Source organism: Actinopolymorpha pittospori (assembly GCF_014873875.1).
Taxonomy (GTDB): domain Bacteria; phylum Actinomycetota; class Actinomycetes; order Propionibacteriales; family Actinopolymorphaceae; genus Actinopolymorpha; species Actinopolymorpha pittospori.
On the sequence record NZ_JADBEM010000001.1, the window covers coordinates 3,144,969 to 3,167,815 of the forward strand.

21 protein-coding genes and 1 riboswitch are annotated in these 22,847 nt (G+C 69.7%); of the genes, 10 read left to right on the top strand and 11 right to left on the bottom strand.

The window, feature by feature from the left end; all coding sequences use genetic code 11:
* Positions 1-51: 51 nt before the first annotated feature.
* Positions 52-1,221 carry a DUF418 domain-containing protein gene (locus HEB94_RS14985; RefSeq protein ID WP_192750459.1) on the bottom strand — a complete coding sequence of 390 codons (1,170 nt, stop codon included), beginning with the start codon at positions 1,219-1,221 and terminating at the stop codon, positions 52-54.
* Positions 1,222-1,366: 145 nt separating this feature from the next.
* Here HEB94_RS14985 and HEB94_RS14990 point away from each other — a divergent pair, with 145 nt between their 5' ends.
* Entirely contained in the window at positions 1,367-4,357 is a 2,991-nt protein-coding gene (locus HEB94_RS14990; RefSeq protein WP_337917687.1) for a glycine--tRNA ligase, read from the top strand.
* Between the two features lie 25 nt (positions 4,358-4,382).
* Here HEB94_RS14990 and HEB94_RS14995 read toward each other — a convergent pair whose 3' ends face one another.
* Both HEB94_RS14995 and HEB94_RS15000 read right to left on the bottom strand, forming a co-directional pair.
* Complete coding sequence (locus tag HEB94_RS14995; protein ID WP_192750460.1) at positions 4,383-4,817, bottom strand: ester cyclase; 435 nt, start codon at positions 4,815-4,817, stop codon at positions 4,383-4,385.
* Between the two features lie 92 nt (positions 4,818-4,909).
* On the bottom strand, positions 4,910-5,812 hold the full coding sequence (locus HEB94_RS15000; protein ID WP_192750461.1) for a WD40/YVTN/BNR-like repeat-containing protein: 903 nt from the start codon (positions 5,810-5,812) through the stop codon (positions 4,910-4,912).
* 382 nt (positions 5,813-6,194) lie between these two features.
* Here HEB94_RS15000 and HEB94_RS15005 point away from each other — a divergent pair, with 382 nt between their 5' ends.
* Positions 6,195-7,316, top strand: coding sequence for a serpin family protein (locus tag HEB94_RS15005; protein ID WP_192750462.1), 1,122 nt, complete (start codon positions 6,195-6,197; stop codon positions 7,314-7,316).
* A gap of 58 nt (positions 7,317-7,374) precedes the next feature.
* Here the strand turns inward: HEB94_RS15005 and HEB94_RS15010 are convergent, their stop codons facing one another.
* Positions 7,375-9,480, bottom strand: coding sequence for an ABC transporter substrate-binding protein (locus HEB94_RS15010; RefSeq protein WP_192750463.1), 2,106 nt, complete (start codon positions 9,478-9,480; stop codon positions 7,375-7,377).
* A 243-nt stretch (positions 9,481-9,723) separates the two neighbouring features.
* Here HEB94_RS15010 and HEB94_RS15015 point away from each other — a divergent pair, with 243 nt between their 5' ends.
* Together HEB94_RS15015 and HEB94_RS15020 are read left to right on the top strand one after the other, a co-directional pair.
* The gene (locus HEB94_RS15015; protein WP_192750464.1) at positions 9,724-10,764 is read left to right on the top strand and encodes an anti-sigma factor RsbA family regulatory protein; all 1,041 of its coding nucleotides are present in this window, start codon (positions 9,724-9,726) and stop codon (positions 10,762-10,764) included.
* Between the two features lie 108 nt (positions 10,765-10,872).
* Complete coding sequence (locus HEB94_RS15020; protein WP_192750465.1) at positions 10,873-11,637, top strand: SAM-dependent methyltransferase; 765 nt, start codon at positions 10,873-10,875, stop codon at positions 11,635-11,637.
* Positions 11,638-11,710: 73 nt separating this feature from the next.
* Here HEB94_RS15020 and HEB94_RS53525 read toward each other — a convergent pair whose 3' ends face one another.
* The 6 genes from HEB94_RS53525 to HEB94_RS15045 all read right to left on the bottom strand — a co-directional run bounded on the left by HEB94_RS53525 (position 11,711) and on the right by HEB94_RS15045 (position 16,060).
* Positions 11,711-12,028 carry an HAD family hydrolase gene (locus HEB94_RS53525; RefSeq protein ID WP_337917688.1) on the bottom strand — a complete coding sequence of 106 codons (318 nt, stop codon included), beginning with the start codon at positions 12,026-12,028 and terminating at the stop codon, positions 11,711-11,713.
* A 4-nt stretch (positions 12,029-12,032) separates the two neighbouring features.
* Positions 12,033-12,431: an HAD family hydrolase gene (locus HEB94_RS53530; RefSeq protein WP_337917689.1), complete on the bottom strand. Its 399-nt coding sequence runs from the start codon at positions 12,429-12,431 to the stop codon at positions 12,033-12,035.
* A 154-nt stretch (positions 12,432-12,585) separates the two neighbouring features.
* Complete coding sequence (locus HEB94_RS15030) at positions 12,586-13,527, bottom strand: aminoglycoside phosphotransferase family protein (protein ID WP_192750466.1); 942 nt, start codon at positions 13,525-13,527, stop codon at positions 12,586-12,588.
* A gap of 399 nt (positions 13,528-13,926) precedes the next feature.
* A complete protein-coding gene (locus HEB94_RS15035) occupies positions 13,927-14,835 on the bottom strand; it encodes a metallophosphoesterase family protein (protein WP_192750467.1) in 909 nt (302 codons plus the stop codon).
* Between the two features lie 21 nt (positions 14,836-14,856).
* A riboswitch (ZMP/ZTP riboswitch) is annotated at positions 14,857-14,934 on the bottom strand.
* 41 nt (positions 14,935-14,975) lie between these two features.
* Positions 14,976-15,608, bottom strand: a complete 633-nt coding sequence (locus HEB94_RS15040; RefSeq protein WP_192750468.1) for a TMEM175 family protein — start codon at positions 15,606-15,608, stop codon at positions 14,976-14,978.
* Positions 15,605-16,060, bottom strand: coding sequence for a group II truncated hemoglobin (locus tag HEB94_RS15045; RefSeq protein WP_192750469.1), 456 nt, complete (start codon positions 16,058-16,060; stop codon positions 15,605-15,607). Before HEB94_RS15045 ends, HEB94_RS15040 begins: the two co-directional genes overlap by 4 nt.
* A gap of 202 nt (positions 16,061-16,262) precedes the next feature.
* Here HEB94_RS15045 and folP point away from each other — a divergent pair, with 202 nt between their 5' ends.
* The 4 genes from folP (at position 16,263) to HEB94_RS15065 (ending at position 19,625) form a co-directional block, all read left to right on the top strand.
* Positions 16,263-17,120, top strand: coding sequence for a dihydropteroate synthase (gene folP / locus HEB94_RS15050; RefSeq protein ID WP_238361533.1), 858 nt, complete (start codon positions 16,263-16,265; stop codon positions 17,118-17,120).
* 58 nt (positions 17,121-17,178) lie between these two features.
* Complete coding sequence (locus tag HEB94_RS15055) at positions 17,179-18,066, top strand: methyltransferase domain-containing protein (RefSeq protein ID WP_192750470.1); 888 nt, start codon at positions 17,179-17,181, stop codon at positions 18,064-18,066.
* 164 nt (positions 18,067-18,230) lie between these two features.
* The gene (locus HEB94_RS15060; RefSeq protein ID WP_192750471.1) at positions 18,231-18,965 is read left to right on the top strand and encodes a haloacid dehalogenase type II; all 735 of its coding nucleotides are present in this window, start codon (positions 18,231-18,233) and stop codon (positions 18,963-18,965) included.
* Between the two features lie 228 nt (positions 18,966-19,193).
* Positions 19,194-19,625 carry a GNAT family N-acetyltransferase gene (locus HEB94_RS15065; RefSeq protein ID WP_337917691.1) on the top strand — a complete coding sequence of 144 codons (432 nt, stop codon included), beginning with the start codon at positions 19,194-19,196 and terminating at the stop codon, positions 19,623-19,625.
* Positions 19,626-19,686: 61 nt separating this feature from the next.
* On the opposite strand, the gene HEB94_RS15070 is transcribed toward HEB94_RS15065, so the two are convergent.
* Positions 19,687-20,472 (bottom strand): SDR family NAD(P)-dependent oxidoreductase, encoded by a 786-nt coding sequence (locus HEB94_RS15070; protein WP_202896357.1) that lies wholly within the window; start codon positions 20,470-20,472, stop codon positions 19,687-19,689.
* Positions 20,473-20,636: 164 nt separating this feature from the next.
* Here HEB94_RS15070 and HEB94_RS15075 point away from each other — a divergent pair, with 164 nt between their 5' ends.
* Both HEB94_RS15075 and HEB94_RS15080 read left to right on the top strand, forming a co-directional pair.
* Positions 20,637-21,452 carry a methyltransferase domain-containing protein gene (locus HEB94_RS15075; RefSeq protein WP_192750473.1) on the top strand — a complete coding sequence of 272 codons (816 nt, stop codon included), beginning with the start codon at positions 20,637-20,639 and terminating at the stop codon, positions 21,450-21,452.
* 110 nt (positions 21,453-21,562) lie between these two features.
* Positions 21,563-22,729: a nucleotide sugar dehydrogenase gene (locus tag HEB94_RS15080; RefSeq protein ID WP_192750474.1), complete on the top strand. Its 1,167-nt coding sequence runs from the start codon at positions 21,563-21,565 to the stop codon at positions 22,727-22,729.
* The last annotated feature ends 118 nt before the right edge of the window (positions 22,730-22,847 follow it).

Genomic DNA, 22,847 nt, shown 5'->3' on the forward strand with positions numbered 1-22,847 from the left:
CTGGCCGGGCCGGCCTGGCCGGGCCCACCTTCGTCAGGGCGCCAGCCACCTTCACCTGGGCTGGCGCCCGTAGGTGAGCCGGCGCAGGGCGACCTCGGCCGGCCCGCGCCATCCGTGGCGCTGAAACACCTCGGCGACCACGACGGTCGCCACCCAGGTCGCGATCGCGACCACGGCCACACCCGCGCTGCCGAGCCGGCCGCCGAGCCCGCCGGCGTACGGCGCCAACACCGCGACGAAGACGACGGACTGGGCGAGGTAGCAGGACAGCGAGCGCTGGCCGCAGGCGGCGAGAGCCGCACCGATCCGACGGCGACGGAAACCGCCCGCGAACAGGCTGATCGCCGCGGCGTACCCGACACCGCCGGCCAACCCCGTGAGGGTGTGCAGCGCGCCGAGCGTGAGGTCACCGGCGAACGACGTCGACGTCCACACTCCCGCCATGACCAGGGCCAGCGGGAGGCCACCGAGCACCGCGACCGTGATCCCGACGACCGTGGTACGCCGGAGCACGGCGAGGTGGCGTTCCGGCTCGTCCAGGAGTCGCCGTCGCGCCGCCCACACCCCCAGGACGATCGGCGCCAGGGTGGCGAGCACGGAGATCGGCGTCGCCGGCAGCCAGTTGGCCAGCCGGGCCAGCAGGGCGCCCACGGGATCCGCCACGGCCATGCCCGGATAGCCGGTGTCACCGGGCAGCGGGGCCAGTCCGTACCCCGTACCCAGCGCGATCACCGGCACCAGGAGTGCCGCCGTCAGCGCGAGCAGCCGGCGGTCGGACGCGCCGAGCAGGGTGAACACCACCAGCCCGGCCAGGCCGTAGGTGCCGAGGATGTCGCCGGAGAACAGCAGGAGCGCGTGCAGGAAGCCGAACGCCACCAGCGCGATGTGCCGCCGCCGTAGGACCGCGCCGACGTCGGCGATGGTCGCGCCGGCCGCGACCTGGCGGTCGGCGAGGCGCACGATGCCGTACCCGAGCAGGAACGCGAACAGCGGATAGGCCCGGCCGTCGACGAAGGTGCCGACGAGGAACGTCACCGCCCGGTCGAGTACGCCGGACTCCGCCAGGTGGCTGCGGCGCCCCACGGGTCGGCCGTAGAGGTACAGGGGCGAGTTGGCGAGGGCGATGAGCAGCAGCATCGCGCCACGGGCGAGGTCCGGCGCGAAGGAGCGCTCGGCCGCCGTGACGGGTCCGCGCCGTGGCGCCAGCCTGGGTGACGCCATGGACGGATCCATGAGGGGAATCTATGCGTGGCGGCCGGCCGGGTCGAGTCTCACATGCCGTGCACGCCGTGCGACGGAGCGGACGGGGTCCCCTCAGCCCAAGCCGCTACGGGGCCGGTTGGCGCTCGACACTAGGGTTGTCCGCGTGGCAACCGTGGTGACGATGCAGGAAGCGCTCCTCGCACTGACGACGTACTGGACCGAGCGCGGCGCGATGATCGTGCAGCCGTTCAACACCGAGGTCGGCGCCGGTACCTACAACCCGGCGACCATCCTGCGGGTGCTGGGTCCTGAGCCGTGGCGGGTGGCCTACGTCGAGCCCAGCGTCCGCCCCGACGACGCGAGGTACGGCGAAAACCCCAACCGCCTGCAGACCCACACACAGTTCCAGGTGATCCTCAAGCCGGACCCGGGCGACCCGCAGGAGATCTACCTCGGCAGCCTGCGCGCGCTGGGCATCGACATCGACGCCCACGACATCCGGTTCGTCGAGGACAACTGGGCGTCACCGGCGCTCGGCGCGTGGGGCCTCGGCTGGGAGGTCTGGCTGGACGGGCTGGAGATCACGCAGTTCACCTACTTCCAGCAGGCCGGCGGGAAGAACCTCGACCCGGTGTCGGTGGAGATCACCTACGGCATCGAACGCATCATGATGGCCCTGCAGCGCGTCGACCACTTCAAGAACATCGCCTACGCGCCCGGGATCTCCTACGGCGAGGCATTCGGCCAGGCCGAGTACGAAATGAGCCGGTACTACCTCGACGACGCCGACGTCGCGACCAACTGGCGACTCTTCGAAGACTACGAGGCCGAGGCGAAGCGCTGCATCGCCGAACGGCTGCCGGTACCCGCGCACAGCTTCGTCCTGAAGTGCTCCCACGTCTTCAACGTCCTGGACTCGCGTGGCGCGATCAGCACCACGGAGCGGGCGAACGCCTTCGGCCGGATGCGTGCCCTGGCCCGCCAGGTCACCGGGCTGTGGTCCGAACGCCGCGAGGAGCTCGGCTACCCCCTCGGCCAGGTCGAGCCCGCGCCCGCCGCGGCCACGCCCTCGACGTACCCGGAGATCACCGAGCCGGCCACCCTGCTCTTCGAGCTCGGCACGGAGGAGCTTCCCCACGCGGAGGTACGCCGGACGGCGGAGGCGGTCCGGGAGGCGCTGGTCGGCAAGCTCGCCGACACGCGCCTCACCCACGGCGAGGTCCGCACCTACGCCACACCACGGCGCGTCGTCGCGACCATCGAGACGGTCGCCCCGAACGAGCCGGACGCCGAGCGCACCGTGCGCGGCCCGCGGGTCAGCGCGGCCTTCGACGCGGACGGCAACCCGACCAAGGCGGCGCAGGGGTTCGCCCGCGGCCAGGGCGTCGACCCGGCAACCCTGACCCGGGTCGAGCAGGGCGGCGTGGAGTACGTCGCCGCGGTGCGCACCGACGTCGGACGTTCCGCCTCCCAGGTGCTCAGTGAGGTGCTCGGCTCGATCGTCGCCGAGCTCCGGGCCGACAAGAACATGCGGTGGAACGACCCGCAGCTCTCCTTCACCCGGCCGATCCGCTGGCTGCTCGCGCTGCTCGGCGACGTCGCCGTTCCCGTCGCGGTCTCGGCGCTGGCCTCCGGCCGGACCACCCGCGTCCGGCGTACGGCGGAGGAGCCGGTCGTCACCGTCGACAGCGCCGACGGCTACCTCGACCTCCTGCGCGCGCACGAGATCATGGCGAGTCCGGCCGAACGCCGGGAGCGCATCGTCGCCCAGGCGAGCGCCCTCGCGGCGGAGGTCGGCGGCCGCGTCGACTTCGAGGGCGAGGCGGCCCTGCTCGAGGAGATCGTCAACCTGGTCGAGTACCCCGTCTCGATCCGGGGCTCCTTCTCCGCCGACTACCTCGACCTGCCCGCCCAGATCCTCACCACCGTGATGCGCAAGCACCAGCGTTACCTTCCGGTGCGCGATGCCGAGGGCACCCTGCTGCCGCACTTCGTCGCGGTCGCCGACGGCGCCTGCGACCACGAGCTGGTCCGGGCCGGGAACGAAGCGGTGCTGCGGGCGAGGTACGAGGACGCGGCGTTCTTCTGGCGCGCCGACCTCGAGGTCTCGCCGGAGCAGCACCGGGCCGGTCTCGCGAAGCTCGCGTTCGAGAACCGGCTCGGCTCGATGGCCGAACGCGCCGACCGCATCGCCCACGTGGCGACGGAGCTGGGGCGCCGGGTCTCCCTCGACCCCGACGAGACGGCCACCCTGACCCGGGCGGGCGAGCTCACCAAGTTCGACCTGGCCTCCCAGATGGTGGTGGAGCTGACCTCGCTGGCCGGCACCATGGCCCGCGAGTACGCCCGCCGGGGCGGTGAGACCGAGGCCGTGGCGCAGGCGCTGTACGACATGGAGCTGCCCCGTACCGCGGGCGGTCCGCTGCCGGAGACCAAGCCGGGCGCCCTGCTCGCGCTGGCCGACCGGCTCGACCTGCTGGCCGGCCTCTTCGCGGTCGGCGCCAACCCCACCGGTAGCTCCGACCCGTTCGCGCTGCGGCGGGCGGCTCTCGGTGTGGTGAGCGTGCTGCGTGACCGTCCCGACCTCGCTCCGGTCACCGTCGAGGCCGGTCTCGCGGCGGCCGCCGAGCGGATCCGGGCGCAGGGCGTCGAGGTGCCGGAGCAGGCGCTGGCCGAGGCACGGGAGTTCGTCGTACGCCGCTACGAGCAGCAGTTGCTCGACACGGGCAACGAGTACACCCACGTCCAGGCGGTCCTGCTGCTGGCCGGAACCCCCGCGCGGGCCGACGAGGCGTTGCGCGAGCTGGCCCGGCGTACCTCCGACCCGGCGTTCGCCGACGTGGTGACCGCGCTGCAGCGGGTACGCCGGATCGTGCCGGCGGACGTCGCGGGCCACTACGACCCGGCCGCGCTCACCGAGCCGGAGGAGTTGGGCCTGCACCAGGAGCTGGGCAAGGTTCGTGAGGCGCTCAGCGGCGACTACGCCCTCGCGGAGTTCACGGACGCGGCGGGTGCGCTGGTCGGACCGATCAACGCGTTCTTCGACGCGGTCCTGGTGATGGCGGAGGATCCGGCCGTACGCGCGGCCCGGCTCGGCCTGCTCGCCTCGATCCGCGACCTCGCAGGCCCCGTCCTCGACTGGGACGAACTCTAGGACCCTGGCCAGGACCCTCCGGGGCTCACGCCGGTCCGGGTGAGGCCAGGGCGATCGCGTCGAGCTGTCGCAGAAGTCCGAGTTCGTCGGAGGCGGTCCACATCGAGGTGACCAGCCCGCCGGACAGCGTGAGGAGATCGATGACGCGGATCTCCACCATGCGTCCGGTGGGCGTGACCGGCCCGAGCGGTGTGGCGAGGGCACCCACGTGCCGTCCGCGTATCCGGATGGCGAGCGCGATCCGTCCGGGCGTCTCCATGCATTCCACGACCTCCGTCGTACGCCCCTCGTAGGTCTCCTGGAGCGCGACGGCCCGGCGGATGAGGTCGGACACCGGCATCTTGACGTCGTTCACCGTCACCGGGTCGGCGTAGACGGACCGAAACGCGGTCTCGGCCGCGGCCCAGTCGATGATCGGCTCGTCCCACAGCCGCAGGAGCCGGTCGATGAAGGCGCTCATGTCAGCAGTGTCGGGCCGGGCGCCGGGAACGACGGTCCACCGGAACGCCCGAATCGACGGGCCCAAGGGCACGCCTGCGTGGGACAGCCCGGTCATTCCCGGACGAAGACGCACCGAACCGGTGGTAGCCCCTCCGCGATCTGCTCCCACGTCCGGCCGGCGTCCTGGGAGACGAAGACCGATCCGTCCGACGTGCCGAACGCCGCGGTGGCGCCGTCACCGGACAGGCAGTGCGTGTCGACGTTGTCGGAGAGGGACGCGGGCAGACCACGGCGGCAGCGTTCGAGCCGCACGCCTTCGACTTCACCGCGGTAGACGGCGGCGTCTCTGCCGTCTGGTCCGTAGGAGGCGCTGAGCAGGACGGTGTCGCCGCAGACCGCGAGCGCCCGGGAGTAGGTGCCGGTCAGGCCGAGAGTGCGGTCGGACCAACTCGTCCCGTGGTCCCAGCTCGTCGCGAGCCCGCGAGCGGTGGCGGCCAGGACCGGCCGGTCGCCCGGGAGCGCGAGAACCTGGTGGACGTCGGCCTCGATGTCGATGGTGGGTTCCCAGCTGACGCCATGGTCGGTGGTGCGGACGATGCCACCGACATGGACGTTGACGTACGTCATGTCGTCATCGGCGCTGATCGAGCGCACCGAGGCGGGGTCGCCCCACGGGGTGTGCCACGTCTCGCGTCCGGCGACCGACTGGAACGACTCGAGTTGGCGGGGGAGGCCGTCGACGAGTCGGTACACCTGGGCGTCAGTGGTGCCGATGAGGACGCCGTCCGGGGTGGGATACAGCGCGGTGGCGCGCACGTCGCGCAGGCGCGTCACGTGCCGCCAGATCGGCGCCGAGCCGGCGGTGAAGATCTCCGCCTCGCCGACGATCGCCCAGATGGCGTTGCCGTGCCCGGCCAGCACGCGCAGGCGTCGCCCGGGTAGCTCCTGGCGTTTGTCCGCGCCCAGGACGTAGAGGCCGTCGTCGGTTCCCACGTAGATGCCGGCGGGCGTCAAAAGGCCCTCCCTTCGCCGTCGGAGATTCTTTCGTGGATCGTGGGAGTACGGAAGGCCTGATCGGGACCTCCTGCCGCTCGTTCACCCGACCTCGGGCAACCGATGCGAGCGCGTCGGGCGTCCGTCGTAGTAACGGAACGGGAGGTTCAGCGATGACACCGCGCTTCGAGACCCTTCGCGGCAACCCTGGCGGCGGCATTCCCAGGACATCCGTGGCGTTCCCCGCCGTGCTCTCCTGCTCGGCGGCCTCGCGCTCCCCTTCCTCGCCGCGTGTGGCCGCGAGTCCGAGCCTGAACGTGGCGACCTGAAACTGGTTGCCGCCCAAGGGGTCGAGCGACGCGTTCCGCCCGCGGACACACCGGTCGGCCCGACGGTCGCGGGCATGACGGCGTTCGGGCACGCCCTGCTTGGCGTCGCTGGTACGCCGAAGCAGAACTTCGTGGCGTCGCCGGCCAGCATCGCGTTCGCCTTCGGCATGCTGCGGGCCGGTGCCCGAGGTATGACCGCCACCCAGATCGACCAGGCGCTGCGCTTTCCGAGTGGCGGACCGCACGCCGCGCTGAACGCCCTCACCCGCTCGATCGGCACGGTGGCGGAGGCACCGCCGAAGGACAGTGGCAGTCGCGATGCCGGCGAGCCGCCGAAACCACCGATCGTCTCGATCGCGAACGGCGTCTTCGCCCAGCAGGACTTCGAGATTCGCGACGCCTACCTCCGGGTGCTCGCCGAGCAGTACGGAGCGGGCGTCCAGACCCTCGACCTGCACGCACCGGACGCCGTCTCCGTCATCAACGCGTGGGTGCGCCAACAGACCGCCGACCGGATCAGCAAGCTGTTCGACAGGTTGGCCCCGGACATCGTGCTCGTTCTCGCCAACGCCATCTACCTTCGGGCCGACTGGCGCAGCCCCTTCGAACACGCCGCCACCGCCGAGGGACCGTTCACCCGGACCGACGGCAGCACTGTCAAGGCGCAGTTGATGGCGCGCGAGGGCCAGCACCGCTACGCCACCGGGGACGGCTGGCAGGCCGTCGAGCTTCCCTACACCGGCGACGAGCTCGCCATGTGGGTGCTGGTCCCGACGACGGACGCCACGCGAGCAACGCCGGGCGACCTGCTCGCGCCCGCCACCGTCGACGCGGCCCTGACCGGTGGGCGCGACGAACGGCTGCGGATCGTCATGCCCCGTTGGGACTTCGCCACGAACATCGACCTCAAAGCCGTGCTCCAGCAGATGGGCATGACCGTTCCCTTCACGGCCGCGGCCGACCTGTCGGGCATCGCGGAGCATCTCTACGTCGGCCAGGCGATCCACCGGGCCACCATCACCGTGGACGAGTTCGGTACGGAGGCGGCCGCCGTGACGGGTGTCGGGGTCGGCCTGGTGTCTGCGCCGTCGCCGCCGAAGCTGGTCGTCCGGGCCGACCGGGCGTTCGCGTTCGCGATCGTGCACCGGCCGACCCGAACACCCCTCTTCGTCGGACAGGTGACCGACCCGTCCTGATCGCGGCGCCCCGCATCCACGCCGGCGGCGCCGCGCATCCGCCCTGGTGGCGTTGTCGTCAGGTGTGTTGGTCCGGGTTGCGCCAGAAGTAGGTCTCCGGGTCGTAGACCGCGGGCGTCGGATGCTGCCAGGGGTTGACGAACCCACCCTGGGCGAGGTTCTCCCGACGGGGCACGTTGCCCAGGTCCTTGTGCGCCAGCATGACCACCGGGGTGTTCGCGACCGTCCCCATGAAGAAAGGCCCCTGTTCGATGTGGATCTTCACCATCTCGAACGCCAACTGGCGACGCTTGACCTGGTCCGGCTCCAGCTTGCTCTGGTCGTACAACTTCCACAGCGCCGCGATCGGGCCGTCGGGCTCGGGTTCCATCCGGGGTGGCGTCCGCTTGAACGGATCGACGTCCAGCTCCTCCTTCTCCTGTGGCGTTCCACGCAGGTTGTAGAACTGACCCTCCAGCGGCGCCCAGCGACTCGGCTCGAGTGGGAGCATCCACGCTGCCTGCGCCAGGTGGTCGGGTCCGCTGCTGACCTCCCACGCGCACTGCGCCGTGAGTCGACCGGCGTTCCACTGGTCGCCGTAGCCGTCGGGTGGCATCGGGTTCAGCTTCACCGTCAGCCCGATCGCCTCCCAGTCGCGCTTCAGCATGTTGTTCTTCTGCTGGTGCTCGACGCCGGTGTCCGCGGGGTAGTCCAGCCGGATCGACAGCGGGCTGCCGTCGGGCAGCTCCCGTACGCCGTCGCCGTTCTTGTCGACGACTCCGATCTCGTCCAGGATCTTCTTCGCCAGAGCCGGGTCGTACTTCACGTAGGAGTCACGCCACTGCCGGTAGATCTCCTTGCCCTGTTCGTCGGCCTGGTACTCCGAGGCCTTCGGGCTCATCGTCCCGGTCGTCAGTTCGCCGGTGTTGAAGTAGATCTGCTTGCGCGCGTCGGCGCGGTGGAACGCGTGCGAGAGCGCCTGCCGGAACTTCGGCATCCGGATCAGCGCGCGCATCTTCGGATCCTGGTGGTCGTAGTTGAAGAAGAACATCGACCCCGTGCCGGTCCCGCTGTCCCACAAGACGACGTCCATCCCGCTCCGGTCCTGCGTCTTCTTCAGCCCGGAGACGTCGCCGAGGTTCAGGCCGGCGAACGGGCCGTGGACGTAGCTGACCTTGCCCTCCTGGATCTGCAGCTTTCCGACCTCGACGTCCTCGTTCGCGCGGATGGTCAGGGTGTCGATGTTGGGGAGCTGGCGACCTTCCTTGTCCACCACCCAGTAGTACGGGTTGCGTTCCCACACCGCCTGCCGGCCCTCGCTGTAGCTCTTCAGGCGCCAGCCGGTCATGGTCGGGCAGCCGACCACCTGCGAGTAGTCGCGTCGGCGATCGAACTCACCGTCGGCGGTGGCCCAGTCCTTCGGGACACTCTTGTTGTAGCGGGGGTGGTACCTGCTCAGGTAGTGCTTGGGTTCCATCCAGGTGGCGCCGTTGCCGCGGTTGACGTAGCCGGCCAGCCGCATGGGGGTCAGCGGGGACGGTGCGTCGAAGCTCATGACGAGGGTGACGTCGTCGGGAGCGGTGAGCTTCATGACGGTTCCCTTGGCCGAGCGCGTCTCGTCCGGCGGGACCTCGGTGTGTTCCTCGTTGAGGACCATGTCCTCCCACCAGAACATGATGTCCGCGGTGGTCCAGGGTTTGCCGTCGGACCAGTGCAGGCCCTGCCGGAAGTGCAGCGTCCACTGGGAGGTGTCCTCGTTGGACTCCCAGCTCTCGACCAGGCCGGGTCCGATGTCCAGGGCGTCGTTGAGGAAGCGGAGCAGGGAGTGCCCGTACATGTACTCGCGGATCTGCAGGTCGTTCGTGGCGGGCGCGAGGATGGTCAGGCCCCCGCCGTACTTGGCGGGCTCGAGCCAACGGTGCGGTACGACGTACGGGTTCGCAGGTATGCGCTTTCCCAGTGCCGGAAGTGTGCCCGCCTCGACCTGCGCCGCGAGCGCCGGAGCTTCGGTGAGCTTCGCGGGAGGTGTCAGCGGTTTGGGCTCGGATCCCTTGCCGGCGCGGGCGGTGGGAGTGCTGTTTCGCGAGGGTGGTGCCGGGTCGGCGCTCGAGCACGCGCCGAGTGCGAGGGCGCCTGCCGCGAAGCCTGCGCTGTACAGAAAGGTCCGCCGATCCAGCATGCTCATCGTCTCCGGTTCGTCGACTGCTGTGCGGCAGGGCCGGTTGGGCCCCGCGTACCCGGTTCGGGGGAAGCAGTTTCGAACTGTGAACGCACCGCGACGGCTCGTGCGGCCGGATGTGGTCGTGGTGACGCCCGACATCGGCCAGTCGTTGCCGAGGACCACCGCAGGAGGGGCCGGCCGGCGGTTGGCGCGCCCCTCGTCCGCGTGTTTACGTGGTAAGTGGAGGACGAGCGCTGGAGTGGCCCGATGGACTCGGATGCGCACGCGAACGAAGCGACCAGATCAGCCGGTCTTGTCCACGCTGCCGTCTTCTATCCCGACATGTCCGCCTATCTGGACGCCGTCGTGCCGTTCGTCGTCGAAGGAGCCTGGGCGGGTGATCCGGTCCTCGTCGTGGGTCCGTCGGCGACCGTCGGGCCGTTGCGCGCCCGGCTCCGCGCGGACGCGCCGCAGGTGACGTTCATCGACGCCTGCGAAGCCGTCCGGAACCCGACCCGGCTCATCCCGGCACTGCTGGACCCCTTTTTCACCAAGCATCACGACGAACACGTCCGCGTCGTGTGTGAGTCGCTGTGGCCGGGCCGTTCGGAGGCGGCGAAGCGCACAGCCGTCCAGACCGAGGCGCTCCTCAACGTCGCGCACGCCGGTGCGAACGCGACGATCCTCTGCCCGTACGACGTCGCGGGGCTGGAGACCGTCGACGTCGGGAACGCCCTGCGTACCCATCCCGTCGTCCGCGCCGAGGGGCGCGAGCCGTGGGCCAACCGGGGTTACGCCGACCCCACGACGGTGGCCACCGGCTGCCTCGAGCCGTTCCCGGAGCCGGCGGAGCAGTCCGTGCCGTTCCGGGTTTCGGGGCGTCCGGACCTGTTCCTCCTGCGCGCGATCGTCGCGGCGCGGGCGGCCCTGGCCGGGTTGCCGCACGGGCGTCGCGAGGACTTCGAGACAGCCGTGAACGAGGTCGCGACCAACGCGCTGGTCCACACCGGCGGCCCGGGCATCGTGCGGCTCTGGACGCAGGACGACACCCTCGTCTGTGAGGTCCGCGACGAAGGTCACCTGAGCGACGTGCTCGTCGGACGGCGACCGATCCGCTCCTTCGACGCCGTACACGGCCGTGGTCTCTTCCTCGTCAACGAGATCTGCGACCTGGTGCAGATCAACCCGCGTCCGGACGGCACGATCATTCGTCTCCACATGGACATCCACGCCACCGAACGCCAGCAGGAGATCGTGGAGGGTGAACTCTGGGAGCCGCCCGCCTGGTCCTGGTCGGCGCCGGACTGAGGGGAGCCGCGAGTCGCAGGTCCCGCGCCCGGATGCGTGCCCGGCGGTCTGCGGAACTCCGGCAAAACCCGTTGCCCACGCCCGCGGTGCGTGGGACGGTCCTGTGCCATGCCGACGGACATCGAGGAACTCCGCCGCCAGTTGGTGGTCGAAGCCTTCCCGCGGGCCGCGACCTACGACGCGACGTGGGTGATGACGAACCAGATGGGCCCCAACGCGCTGTGGCTCGCCGAGTCGTTGGGAGAGGTGCTGCCGTTGGAGGCCGGGTCCCGGGTGCTCGACCTGGGCTGCGGCCGGGGCCTGACGTCGGTCTTCCTCGCCCGCGAGTTCGGGGTCGAGGTCTGGGCGGTCGATCTGTGGGTCTCGGCGAACGACAACTGGCAGCGCGTCCAGGAGGCCGGTCTCGCGGGGCGCGTCCATCCGATCCACGCGGAGGCACACACGCTGCCCTTCGCGGAGGGATTCTTCGACGCGGCTGTGAGCTTCGACGCCTACCAGTACTTCGGAACCGACGATCTGTATCTCGGCTACCTGTCCCGTTTCGTCAAGCCTGGTGGGCAGATCGGAATCGTCGTTCCCGCGTTGGGTGCGGAACCGGACGTGTTCCCGCCGCCGCACCTCGCCCCGTACTGGGACTGGGACATGTGCTGCTGGCATTCACCCTCGTGGTGGCGCCGCCACTGGGAGAAGACCGGTCTCGTCGAGGTGGACGTCGCGGACCTGGTGCCGGAGGGCTGGGACCACTGGCTGCGCTGGGAGACGGTCGTCCAACGCGCGTGGACTGGCGAGGAGGAGCATGGCGGACTGTTGCGGGCCGACGCCGACCAGCGACTCCTCGGCTTCACCCGCCTGGTTGCCCGCCGAGCCGACTGACGTTGCCGCGTCCTCTGCGTTCCATCAGCCGCACGCGCCACATCCATGCCGAGCTCCTGCGCGCCCGAGATCCTCAGCGCGTCGTGAGGCGGGCCAGCAGGTCGGGGAGTCGGAGGTCGGCCGCGCTGGTGAGGACGACGTCCGCCGCACCGAACATCGCGGCGTCCATGTAGGCGTTGGGGATCGCGACGGTCGCCATCCCGGCGCTCCTCGCGGCCGCGACGCCGTGAGGCGTGTCCTCCACGGCGATCGCCGCCGCGGGAGTGACGCCGAGGCGGTCCAGCGCCAGGAGGTAGACCTCCGGATCGGGCTTGTGGGCACCCACCTCGTCGCCGGTGGCGAGGACCTCGAACATGCCCAGGGCACTGACGCGGGACAGGTGTCCTCGCACCCAGTCAGACGCCGAACTGCTCGCGACCGCCGACCGCCGACCGCAGGCCCAGAGCCGGTGCCTGGCGCAACCAGTCCCGGATCCCTGGACAGAGGTCCATGCTCTGGTGCAGGCGTTCGCGGTGTGCGGCACGACGCGCGTGGCTCGCGACGCGGTCGAACGACGCACCGACCAGCGCGGCGAGCCGGTCGTAGCGATGCTCGGTGACGTCCCCGCCGTGCCCGGGCCAGAACCCGTCGTCAAGATCGAGTTGCAGGCCGTGGAAGGCCCACTCGGTCCGCCAGCTCTCCACCATCGTCGTCTCGGTGTCCATCAACAGGCCGTCGAAGTCGAAGACGAGGGCCGCGAAGACCCCACTGCCGGGCTCACGGTGCGACGGGTTGGTGGGTTGGTCGGTCGACACGCCGCAACCCTAACCGCGCTCACCCAGGGCATCCGCATGCTCACGTGAGGAGAGCCCCGGAGACTTCCCTGCTGCTCGCGCCTCACCACCCGCCGTACTCTGCCCCGCGGGTGGTGAGGCGGCCGGGGCTGTCACTTCACGCGCTGCTTGCCCCTCATTCGCGGCCGAGCAGGATGTGCGCGATGGCAGTGTCGGCAGGGGTATGCACCGTGGTGTCGGAGTTCTTCGCGTCCCACAGAACGCTCTGCAGGATGCGGCCGAGCGTCCACCCCGTCGCCCGCCGTCGGTCCAGGCCGAGTGTGTCGGTCATCAGGTCGAAGCGTCGACGGACGGCGCGCGGGACGTCGCCGGTCGCCACGATGTCGTACCACCTGTTGTGCAGGGCGGGAAGGAGTTCGAACCCGGGGTCGCCAACGAGCGGTTTGGGGTCGATGGCCAGCCAGGGTTCACGTTGCTGGGAGGGCAGGGACGCCAGGGTGTTGTAGAAATGCAGATCCCGGTGCAGGAGTCGGTCGCCGCTTTCCGGTACGAGTTCGCGCACCGCTCGCGCGCAGTCCTCGATCAGTCGACGCTGGGGCCCGGACGCCAGGGTGAGCACGTGTGGCACCTCGTCGAGCCAGCCCTCCACGACGTCGGCCAGCCGGGACACCCCTGGCGGAGCGGGGACGGCATTGAGCCGGGTGAGGAGTTCGGCGATGATCGAGAGCGCGGCCATGTCGTCCTCCATGGTCTGCAGGGACCGCACGTCCAGGCGCTCCAGGAGCATCGAACCCGAGTCCGGATCGTGCTTCAGCAGGCGTACGGCACCGTGCCCGGCCCACGTGTGAAGTGCGATCGGCTCGCCACGGGTCTCGTGGTCGACCGGCTGAAGCTTGAGAGCCGCCGGGGTGTCGTCCGCCCGCAGGACGGGAACGACGAGCGCGACCGCCCCGCAGGCCGGTCGTCCGTCAAGGCGTAGTTGCCAGTGGTCCAGGAGGCGCGCTGCCAGCTGTGGCAGGGCCTCGATCCAGGGGCGGCCAGGCTCACCAAAGAACTTCTGGTGGGACGCGACCAGGTCCGCCGGTACGTCGATGAGAGGGGTGTGTGTGGAAGGCATGCGCCGTCATCTCCAGAAACGTGCGGGCGTCGGCTTGCGCCGACTGCCTCGATCCATGGCGGGAGCTGGATTTCTGGACGCGGCGGAGTCGCGTGTCTGGAGGGCGAAAGGCAGCGCGCGAACGCTGTCGGGTCAGCCAGTAACCACCGGTCGGAGGTCCCCGTGATCACGGAGACGCCGGTGGAGTCGCGGTGCTGGGAGTCTGAGCACGCGACGACACGTCGTTCTCTGCCGTGTCAGCGCGTGCCCGGGCGGCCGGGTAGTCCCACCCGCCCCGTGATGCCCTGAGACATCGGTGCCTTTCGATCGCTGTGGCTGGCTGTGGCTGGACCTTACCCCGTCGGGAGTCCGCGGCACCAAGAGATTCTTCCGGCGCCACGTCCTCCCGCTGAGCCCCTCCTACCGAGCCGTTTCCTGCTCGACGTCCGCACCCGACATCGCGTCGACGAGGTAGACCTGTGTGCCGGCCATGGGGTCGCGCGCCTGCAGGGTGTGGAACATCGGCGCGTCCGACCCGTTCAGATCGACCACGGTGGCCCCGGCGCCCTTGACCGCTCGCTCGAGCCACGGCGGAGCGGTCAGATCGATCCTGGTGACCACACCGGGCGTGACCCACACCGGAACACCGCGCAGCGAGCCGGCCAGCTGGAGGTGGAAGTGACCGCAGAGCACGGCCCGTACGTCGGTGCCGACGAGGGTGGCGCCGAGGTCGTCCGCGTTCCGCAGCCCGACGGACTTCATCAGCGGCGAGGACTCGAGTGCGATCGGTGGGTGGTGGAGAACGACGATCGATCCGGCGTCCGCCGGCTCGGACAGGATCGCGCGGAGCCACGCCAATTGGGCGGTGCTGACCTGGCCGTGCACGGATCCTGGAACGAGGCTGTCCAGCGTGATGATCCGCAGGCCGGCGACGTAGCTGAGCGCCGCGTGCTCCTCACCCGCGTCGGTGATCCGAAGGCCGAGGTCGCCGCCGTCCGGGCCCAGATGGCCGGTGCCGAACACAGATCCGAAGGCCGATCGCGTGTCATGGTTGCCGGTGCAGTAGACGTGCGGGATACCGCGCTCGGCCGCGAACCGGCCGACCCGCTCCCGGACGCCGGTGCACCCCTCCGCCGAACCGTCGTCCGCGATGTCGCCGCTCACGACCACCAGGTCGATCCCAGGTACGAACCGCGCGTCGTACAGCATCCGGTCCAAGGCCGCGGTGGCGTCGACGCCGTCCTCGTCGATGCCAGGGGCTGTGAGGTGGGTGTCGGACAGATGCAGGATTCGGTGGCGTCCCCTGCGGGACACATGATCGTGCGTCATGGCTGCTCCTCATCTCCTCGATGAGGGCACCCAGGCGGTCGATGCCCCGACTTTCACTCCCCGGTGGTGGACCCACCCGCGCCAGTCGTGTGAGTCGAGGCTACGTCAACCGCGTCGGACCCGGGTCCACCGGCTCGGGACTACGCCACGGTCGCCGGTGCCTCCTCGGGCTCGCGTCGCTCCGGGACCGACAGCTGGTTGAACGCGTAGTAGACAGCCAGCAGGCCGTGCAGGGCGAGCATCGCCCACGGCGCGAACAGGGCCAGCACGACGGTCACCGGATATCCCAGCGAACCGAGATTGAACCGGACCCGCGTAGAACGGGCGGCCTCGGCGTCCACGGTCGGGCGGAGCAGGTGACCCCGGTGGACGACGTAGGACCAGACGCATCCGTAGAGCAGCGCGTGGATCACCATGACGCCGCTGTAGATCACGCCCGCGACCTTCGCGTCCCCGGTGTTGCGGAGGTGCTCGGCCAGAAGTGCCGTCGGCCACGGCAGCGCGGCGACCACCATGAGCAGCAGGAGGTTGAGGAAGACCAACGTACGGTCGACCTTCGCGATGAGTCCGAACAGTGCGTCGTGGTTGACCCACATCACGCCGATCACCAGGAAGCTGACGACGTAGGCGACGTACGACGGCCACTGCTCGAGCAGCGCCTGGGTCAGTCGGTGCCCGGAACCCTCCGGAACCGGGATCTCCAGGATCAACAGCGTGATGGCGATGGCGAAGACGCCGTCGCTGAACGCCTCGACACGTTTGGTGTCGTTCACGCGAGCCCGTCCCAGCCCCAGCGCGGCGTTGGCCCCGGCTCCCCGAGGTCCGTGTCGACCGGCTGGGTCGAGACGTCGCGGGCGATCTGGGTGCCCCAGTCGAAGTACTCGAGGACGCGCTTGCGCAGCTCCTCGTCGTCTGGGAGCTCCTTCTCGACGGCGGCGGCCATCAGCTCCATCCAACGGACCCGGTGCTCCTCGGTGATCGACAACCCGAGGTGGACGCGCAGCAGAGCCTGGTGTCCACCGAGGTCTGAGGTGAACCCCGCCGGCCCACCGAAGACCTCGGCGAGCCAGACGGCGACGCGCTCGACGTGCGTACGGGTGAAGTTCGCGAAGACCGGGGCGAGGAGCGGGTCCACCAGCACGCCGTCGTAGAAGGTGTTGCTCAGTCGACGCAGTGCGTCGAGGCCGCCGACTGCTTCGTAGAGGGTCTCGGGTCGGTCGGTCATGGTGGTTCCTCCTGCTGCGGGACCCGCGACGTGGCGGACGCCCCGTGATGATCGCGGGTCCTGTACCAGTCGCTTCTAGCATCTGGAGCCGAGCCGCCCGGGGCCAGGGTGTCCAAAGCCCTCACCGTCGCGGCGAGGGTGAGGGGTGGTTGGCCTAGACTCGTTCGTCCAGTAACGGGTTCGCGACCGCGGGTGGTGGGCGATGGCCGGTCGACCGGCGCGGTACGTTCCGGGCCTCCCGACGCCCTCCCGCCCGCTCGTCATGGGCATCGTCAACGTCACGCCCGACTCCTTCTCCGACGGCGGACTGTGGCTGGACCCCGGCGCCGCGATCGCTCATGGCGAGGCCCTTCTCTTGCAGGGGGCGGATCTCGTCGAGGTGGGTGGTGAGTCCACCCGACCCGGCGTGGCCAGGACGAGCGCGGAGGAGGAGAAGCGCCGGGTGCTCCCTGTGGTCCGGGCCCTGGCCGCCGACGGAGCCCTCGTCTGTGTCGACACGATGCGCGCGGAGGTGGCTCGCGCCGCGGTCGAGGCGGGGGCGTGCATGGTCAACGACGTCTCCGGCGGACTCGCCGACCCGGCGATGCTGCCCTTCGTCGCCTGCGCCGGAGTGCCGTACGTCTGCATGCACTGGCGTGGGCACTCGGTCGACATGCAGGCGCGCGCCACCTACCGCGACGTCGTGGCGGAGGTACGGGCCGAGCTGAGTGATCGGATCGCGGCCGCGTTGGCGGCCGGGATCGACGCCGACCGGCTGGTCATCGACCCCGGGCTCGGCTACGCGAAGACGGCGGAGCACAACTGGGCGCTGCTCGGCGCACTCAGCCACCTTGCCGCGCTCGGCCATCCGATCCTGGTGGGCGCGTCCCGCAAGTCCTTCCTGGGGCTTCTGCTCGCCGACCGCGCAGGCGGTGAGCCACGGCCCACCGGTGACCGAGACGCCGCGACGGCCGCGGTCTCCGCACTCGCCGTGTCCGCCGGAGTGTGGTGCGTTCGCGTCCACACCGTGCCCTCGACCCTGGACGCCGTACGGGTCGCGGCGCGCCTGGCCCTGACCTGAGCGCGGCGCGCCGATATCCCGTTGACCCTTCCGCGCCGCGTTCCCTACTGTCCCGGGCGTGATCAGTCAGCACCCGCTGGGATACCTGTTGGGCCTGCAGGGGATAGCCATGCTCCGCGCCTTCGCCGGGGACTACGACCGCGAGTTCGTCGAGGCCCGCCTGACGGAGATCCAAGCGCTGCTGGACGCCAGGCCGGAACTCGGTGAGGGAGCCACCCTCGCCCCCATCACCACCGTGGACGGCTACCGGGAGTGGGCGCAGTTCTACGACGAGGCGGCCAACCAGCTCATCGAGTTGGAGCAGCCGGTCGTCCGGGAGATCCTCGACGGGTTGGCGCCTGGCAGGGCCCTCTACGCCGCCTGCGGCACCGGCCGGCACGCGTCGTACCTCGCCTCGTCGGGGCACGAGGTGATCGGCGTCGACAGTTCGCCGGAGATGCTGGCCAAGGCCCGGGCCAAGATCCCCGAGGGCACCTTCGTACTCGCCGACCTGCTCGACCTCCCGCTGCCGGACGACCACGTGGACCTGGTGGTCTGTGCCCTGGCACTCACCCACGTACCCGACCTCGAGCCGGTGCTGGCCGAGTTCGCCCGCGTCCTGCGTCCCGGCGGTCACCTGGTGATCTCCGACTCCCGAGGCCTGCTCGGCGATCTCGGGCTGCCGTTGATCAAGACCATCGACGGTGGTTTCGGATACCTGCCCACCTGGAGCCGTCACACCAGTGACTACCTGCGGGTCGCGCTCCCGCTCGGGCTGCAGGTCCGCCGGTGCGAGGAGCCGCGGCGCCCCTACCCGCTCGTCGACGCGACCGACGCCTACACCCCGGTACCCGGTACGCCGCCCAACATCTGGGCCCTTCACTCTTGGTGCGTCGACGCCACCAACGCCGCCTACCGGGGCGTCCCCGTCGCCGTCATCTGGGACTTCCAGCTGTCCGCCTCCTGACCCGCCCGCCACTCGCGGGCCCACGACAGGCGGGCCCGAGCCCCGTACGTCATGCCTGTCGGGCGTACGCCGTACGTCCCGACCGCGACGGGCCCGCCGTCCCGTGTGCTGGGTGCATGTCGGTGCCTACGGTGCGGTGGAAGGGCGGACCGGAGAGGGGCACCATGTCGGACAACTCGCATGCTGTGCATGTCCGTGACGGCTGGATCGGCGTCGAGCCGACGGTCCTGATCTTCGACGTGAACGAGACGCTGATCGATGTCGAGGCGATGAGTCCGCTCTTCGAGCGGGTCTTCGCCGACACGCGAGTCCTGCGGGAGTGGTTCGGCCAGGTGGTCATGTACTCCATGACCGTCACGCTGTGCGGTTGCTACGAGGACTACTTCGCACTGGGGCGCGGAGTGTTCTCGATGCTCGGCGACATCCACGGAGTGAAGGTCACGCCCTCCGACCTCGACGACCTCGAGCACGGGATGCGCACCATGCCCGCCCACCCCGACGTCGAAGAGGGCCTGCGGCGGTTGCGGGATGCCGGCTTCCGCATGGTGACCCTGACCAACTCGCCTCCCGTGGCCGGTGGCCGGACCCCGCTCGAGCACGCCGGGCTCGCGGGTTACTTCGAACGGCAGTTCAGCGTCGACACCATTCGTACGTTCAAACCGGCAGCGCTCACCTATCACCTGGCTGCCCGCGAGTTGGACGTTCCTCCGTCGACGTGCCTCATGGTCGCCGCGCACGTCTGGGACACCATCGGCGCGCAGAGCGCCGGCCTGTCGGCCGGCCTGCTCACCCGACCCGGGAACGCTCCCTTGCCGGTCCACGGCCTGCCGCAGCCGAACATCGTCGCGTCCGACCTCCCCGACTTCGCCGACAGACTGATCGCCCGCTGGCGTACCTGAGTGGCCTGGTCCGCGCACCGCCATGCTGGCGTGCCGCCGAGGACTACTACCTGGCGGCGACGCTGCCGATCGCCAGAGCTGGGCTCGTCGTCAGGGGGTGTTGAGAGAACCGTCGAGGTCCTATCTCGCTCGCGGTCGTCGAGCCCCGGTCTGTACGTTGCAGAAATGCTGATCCGGGAGTGCACAGCCGATGATCTGGAACCCTTGGAACAGATTTCGCCGAGTCCTGTGAATCGCGAGCATGCGCGCAGGCTCGAGCGGCAGCTGGCCGGTGCGGAGACCTATCTGGTGGCCTGGCACGACGACGTGTTGGCCGGCCACGGTGCAGTGCAATGGCAGGGGTGCACAGACGCGGAGGTTCGCGCGGCCTTTCCCGACTGTCCGGAGATCTACGGGTTGAGCGTCCGGCCCGAACTGCGCGGGCGGGGGATCGGCACGGCACTCATTGGAGCAGCGGAAGACCGAGTCCGGCAGCGCGGCCTGCGATGGATCGGGATCAGCGTCGACGTGGACAATCCTGACGCGGGACGCCTCTACGAGCGGCTTGGCTATCTCGCGAAACTGCGGTACCGCGGCGTCTGGAGCTACCTCGACGCTGCCGGAACCAAGCACGTCGTGGACGAACCCGCGATCTTCATGGTGAAGGACCTCCCGAGCTAGGGGAGTCGGGAGACACCCAAGGAGCGCGTCGCCTGTCGCCGTCCGCCCGTCAGCCCCCGTCTCAGCGTCCGGCGTTCCTCTCGTGCAGCCAGCGCTCGAAGTCGACGGCGACGATGCGCTCGTCGTGGACGCCGGCCGCGTCGTCGGAGGCCAGCCAGACGATGGGCGGGCCCATCACCGCGGGCTCCAGGAAGTTCCAGTCCTCGGGTGCGACGCCGGGGGGAATCATCCCCGTAACGGTCGCGCCACCGGGCAAGAGCATGTTGACAGTGACGCTCGTGTCCCGCAGGTCGGCGGCCATGACCCGGGACAGCGCCTCGCTGCCGGCACGGGACGGCCCGTAGGGGACGAACCCGGCTCGGTGCATGGTCGACTCGTTCACCGAGATGTTGACGATGCGGCCGCCACCGGCGGCCAGCATCCGCGGCGTGACCGCGCGCGCCACCAGGAAGTAGCCGGTGAGATTGGTCTCGATCACCGCACGGAAGCCGTCGACCGGCACGTCCCAGAAGCTCTGCGGATGCGTCATGAAGCGCGGGTTCACCGTCCGCATGCCGATCCCGGCGTTGTTCACCGGCATGTCGACACCGCCGAGCCGTGACCACGCCTCGTCGACCGCCCTGGCCACCGAGGCCTCGTCCCGCACGTCCAGTTCGATGCCGACGGCCCCCGGCAGTTCGGCGGCGACCGAACCCGCGTGCGCGCCGGATCGGCCGGTCAGCGCGACCGTCGCCCCTGCCGCCGCCAGGGCGGAGGCCATGGCCAGTCCCAGCCCGCTGGTCCCGCCGGTCACCAGCACCTTCATCGGGCTACCTCCGTCCCGCGACTCTCGCATTGGAGTACTCACGACCACGACGGTAGTCCGCCGTACCGGACGCTCGGCACGATCCGTTCACTCGGCCTTCCCGATCGGGCCACGTCGCTCCGTCTTCGCGGCCTGATGGGTGATCTACCCTCTCGGTTCGACGTCCATCTGCTCGGCGGCTCCGCCGCGCGCCCGGGAGTGTGCCTGTGAACCGCACCGACTTCACCGAACCGCGGTCCGACTATGTGTTGGAGAACGCGGCACCGCAGGCCGAACGACGCTTCACCGCGCTGGAGGAGCTGTACGACGAGGCGACGTTCGCCAACCTCGACGGCACCGGGGTGGGTCCGGGATGGCGCTGCCTCGAGGTGGGTGCGGGTGGTGGGTCTGTCGCGCGCTGGTTGGGCGAGCGCGTGGGTCCGCAGGGGTACGTCCTGGCCACCGACCTCGACCCTCGCCACGTGGACGCGGCGCAGTCACCGGTGATCGAGGTACGCCGCCACGACGTCGTGCACGACCCGCTGCCGGAGTCCGCCTTCGACCTCGTTCACGCCCGGCTCGTCCTCGTCCATCTGCCGGAGCGGGCCACGGCCCTGAAGCAGTTGGTCGCCGCGTTGCGGCCCGGCGGCTGGTTCACGATGGAGGAGTTCGACCTGCGGATGGCCCCGGTGAGCACCGAACGACGGGACGCCGGTGAGCGGGTGCTGGACGACGTGACGGGTGCGTTCGTCAGGTTGCTCGAACTCCGTGGTGTCGACCAGTCCTACGGGCGGGCGCTGCCCCGGCTGTTCGCCGAGGCCGGTCTCGTCCAGATCGAGGCCGTCGGACGGGTCACCTTCGCGCGTGGTGGGTCGCCGGGTGCCCGGCTGTACCGGGCCAACATCGAGCAGACGAGGGACCAACTCGTCGAGGCCGGCCTGGCCACGGCGGAGGAGATCGAGCGGTACTGCGATCGGCTTGCCGACCCCGAGGCGATGTTCACCCTGCCCGTCCTGGTGGCGGTGCGGGGGCGTCGCCCCTGATCCTGCGCCCTTGACTCTGCGTCACCTGGCCCCAGAGAGCCAACGAAGCGGCGCGGGCAACCGATACGGTGTTCTGGCTACTCGTCCCCTCCAGTAAGGACCGTCGCCCCATGAAGATCGCAGTCGTCGGCACGGGGTACGTGGGACTGTCGTTGTCGGTGCTGTTGGCGCAGCGAAACGAAGTCGTGGGACTCGACATCGACGCTGAGCGAGTGGCCATGCTCAACGATCGACGAAGCCCAATCGGAGACCCCGAGATCGTCGAGTATCTGACGACCAGGGAGCTGGACCTTCGGTTCACCCTCGACAGGTACGACGCCTACGTCGGCGCTGACTTCATCATCATCGCGACGCCGACGGACTACGACCCCGACACGAACTACTTCAACACCGACACGGTCGAGAGCGTGATCGACGACGTCCTGCGGGTCGAGCCCGAGGCCGTCGTGATCATCAAGTCGACGGTCCCGGTCGGCTTCACCGACCGAATTCGCGAGGCCAAGGGGACTCGCAACATCATCTTCTCCCCGGAGTTCCTCCGTGAGGGAAAGGCGCTGTTCGACAACCTTCACCCGTCCCGGATCATCGTCGGCGAGGTCAGCGACCGTGCGAAGGTCTTCGCCGAACTACTCCGCGATGCCGCCGTCGACGAGGATCCCCCACTCCTGCTCACCGGTAGCACAGAGGCCGAGGCGATCAAGCTCTTCGCCAACACCTACCTCGCCATGCGAGTCGCCTACTTCAACGAACTCGACTCCTTCGCTGCGACGCACGGCCTGGACACCCGCCAGATAATCGGTGGTGTCGGCCTGGATCCGCGCATCGGCGACTATCACAACAACCCATCGTTCGGATACGGCGGATACTGTCTGCCCAAGGACACCAAGCAACTTCTCGCCAACTACGCGGACGTGCCACAGAATTTGATGCAGGCCATCGTCGACTCCAATTCGACGCGAATGGACTTCATCGCCGACGACATTCTCAGCCGCAGCCCGAATCGGGTGGGTGTCTATCGCCTCATCATGAAGGCCGACTCAGACAACTTCCGAGCCAGTAGCATTCAAGGTGTCATCGAGAGACTCCACGCCAAGGGCGCCGATGTCCTCATCTATGAGCCAGCGCTCGACGCCGAGAACTACCACGACACACCGGTGACTCGAGACTTCGCGGAGTTCGTGGAGGCCGCTGACCTCATCATCGCCAACCGCATCACCGACGAAATCCGCCACCTGCGTCACAAGATCTACACGCGCGACCTGTTCGGCATCAACTAAGCGACCCCGACGACGTGGACTCGCTGGAGCCCCGGCACAGCTTCGGGTCACCTCTGGCACAGCTCGGCGCCTCACCGTACGTGGCGGGGCCGTGCACGGACAGCACGCACGGCCCCAT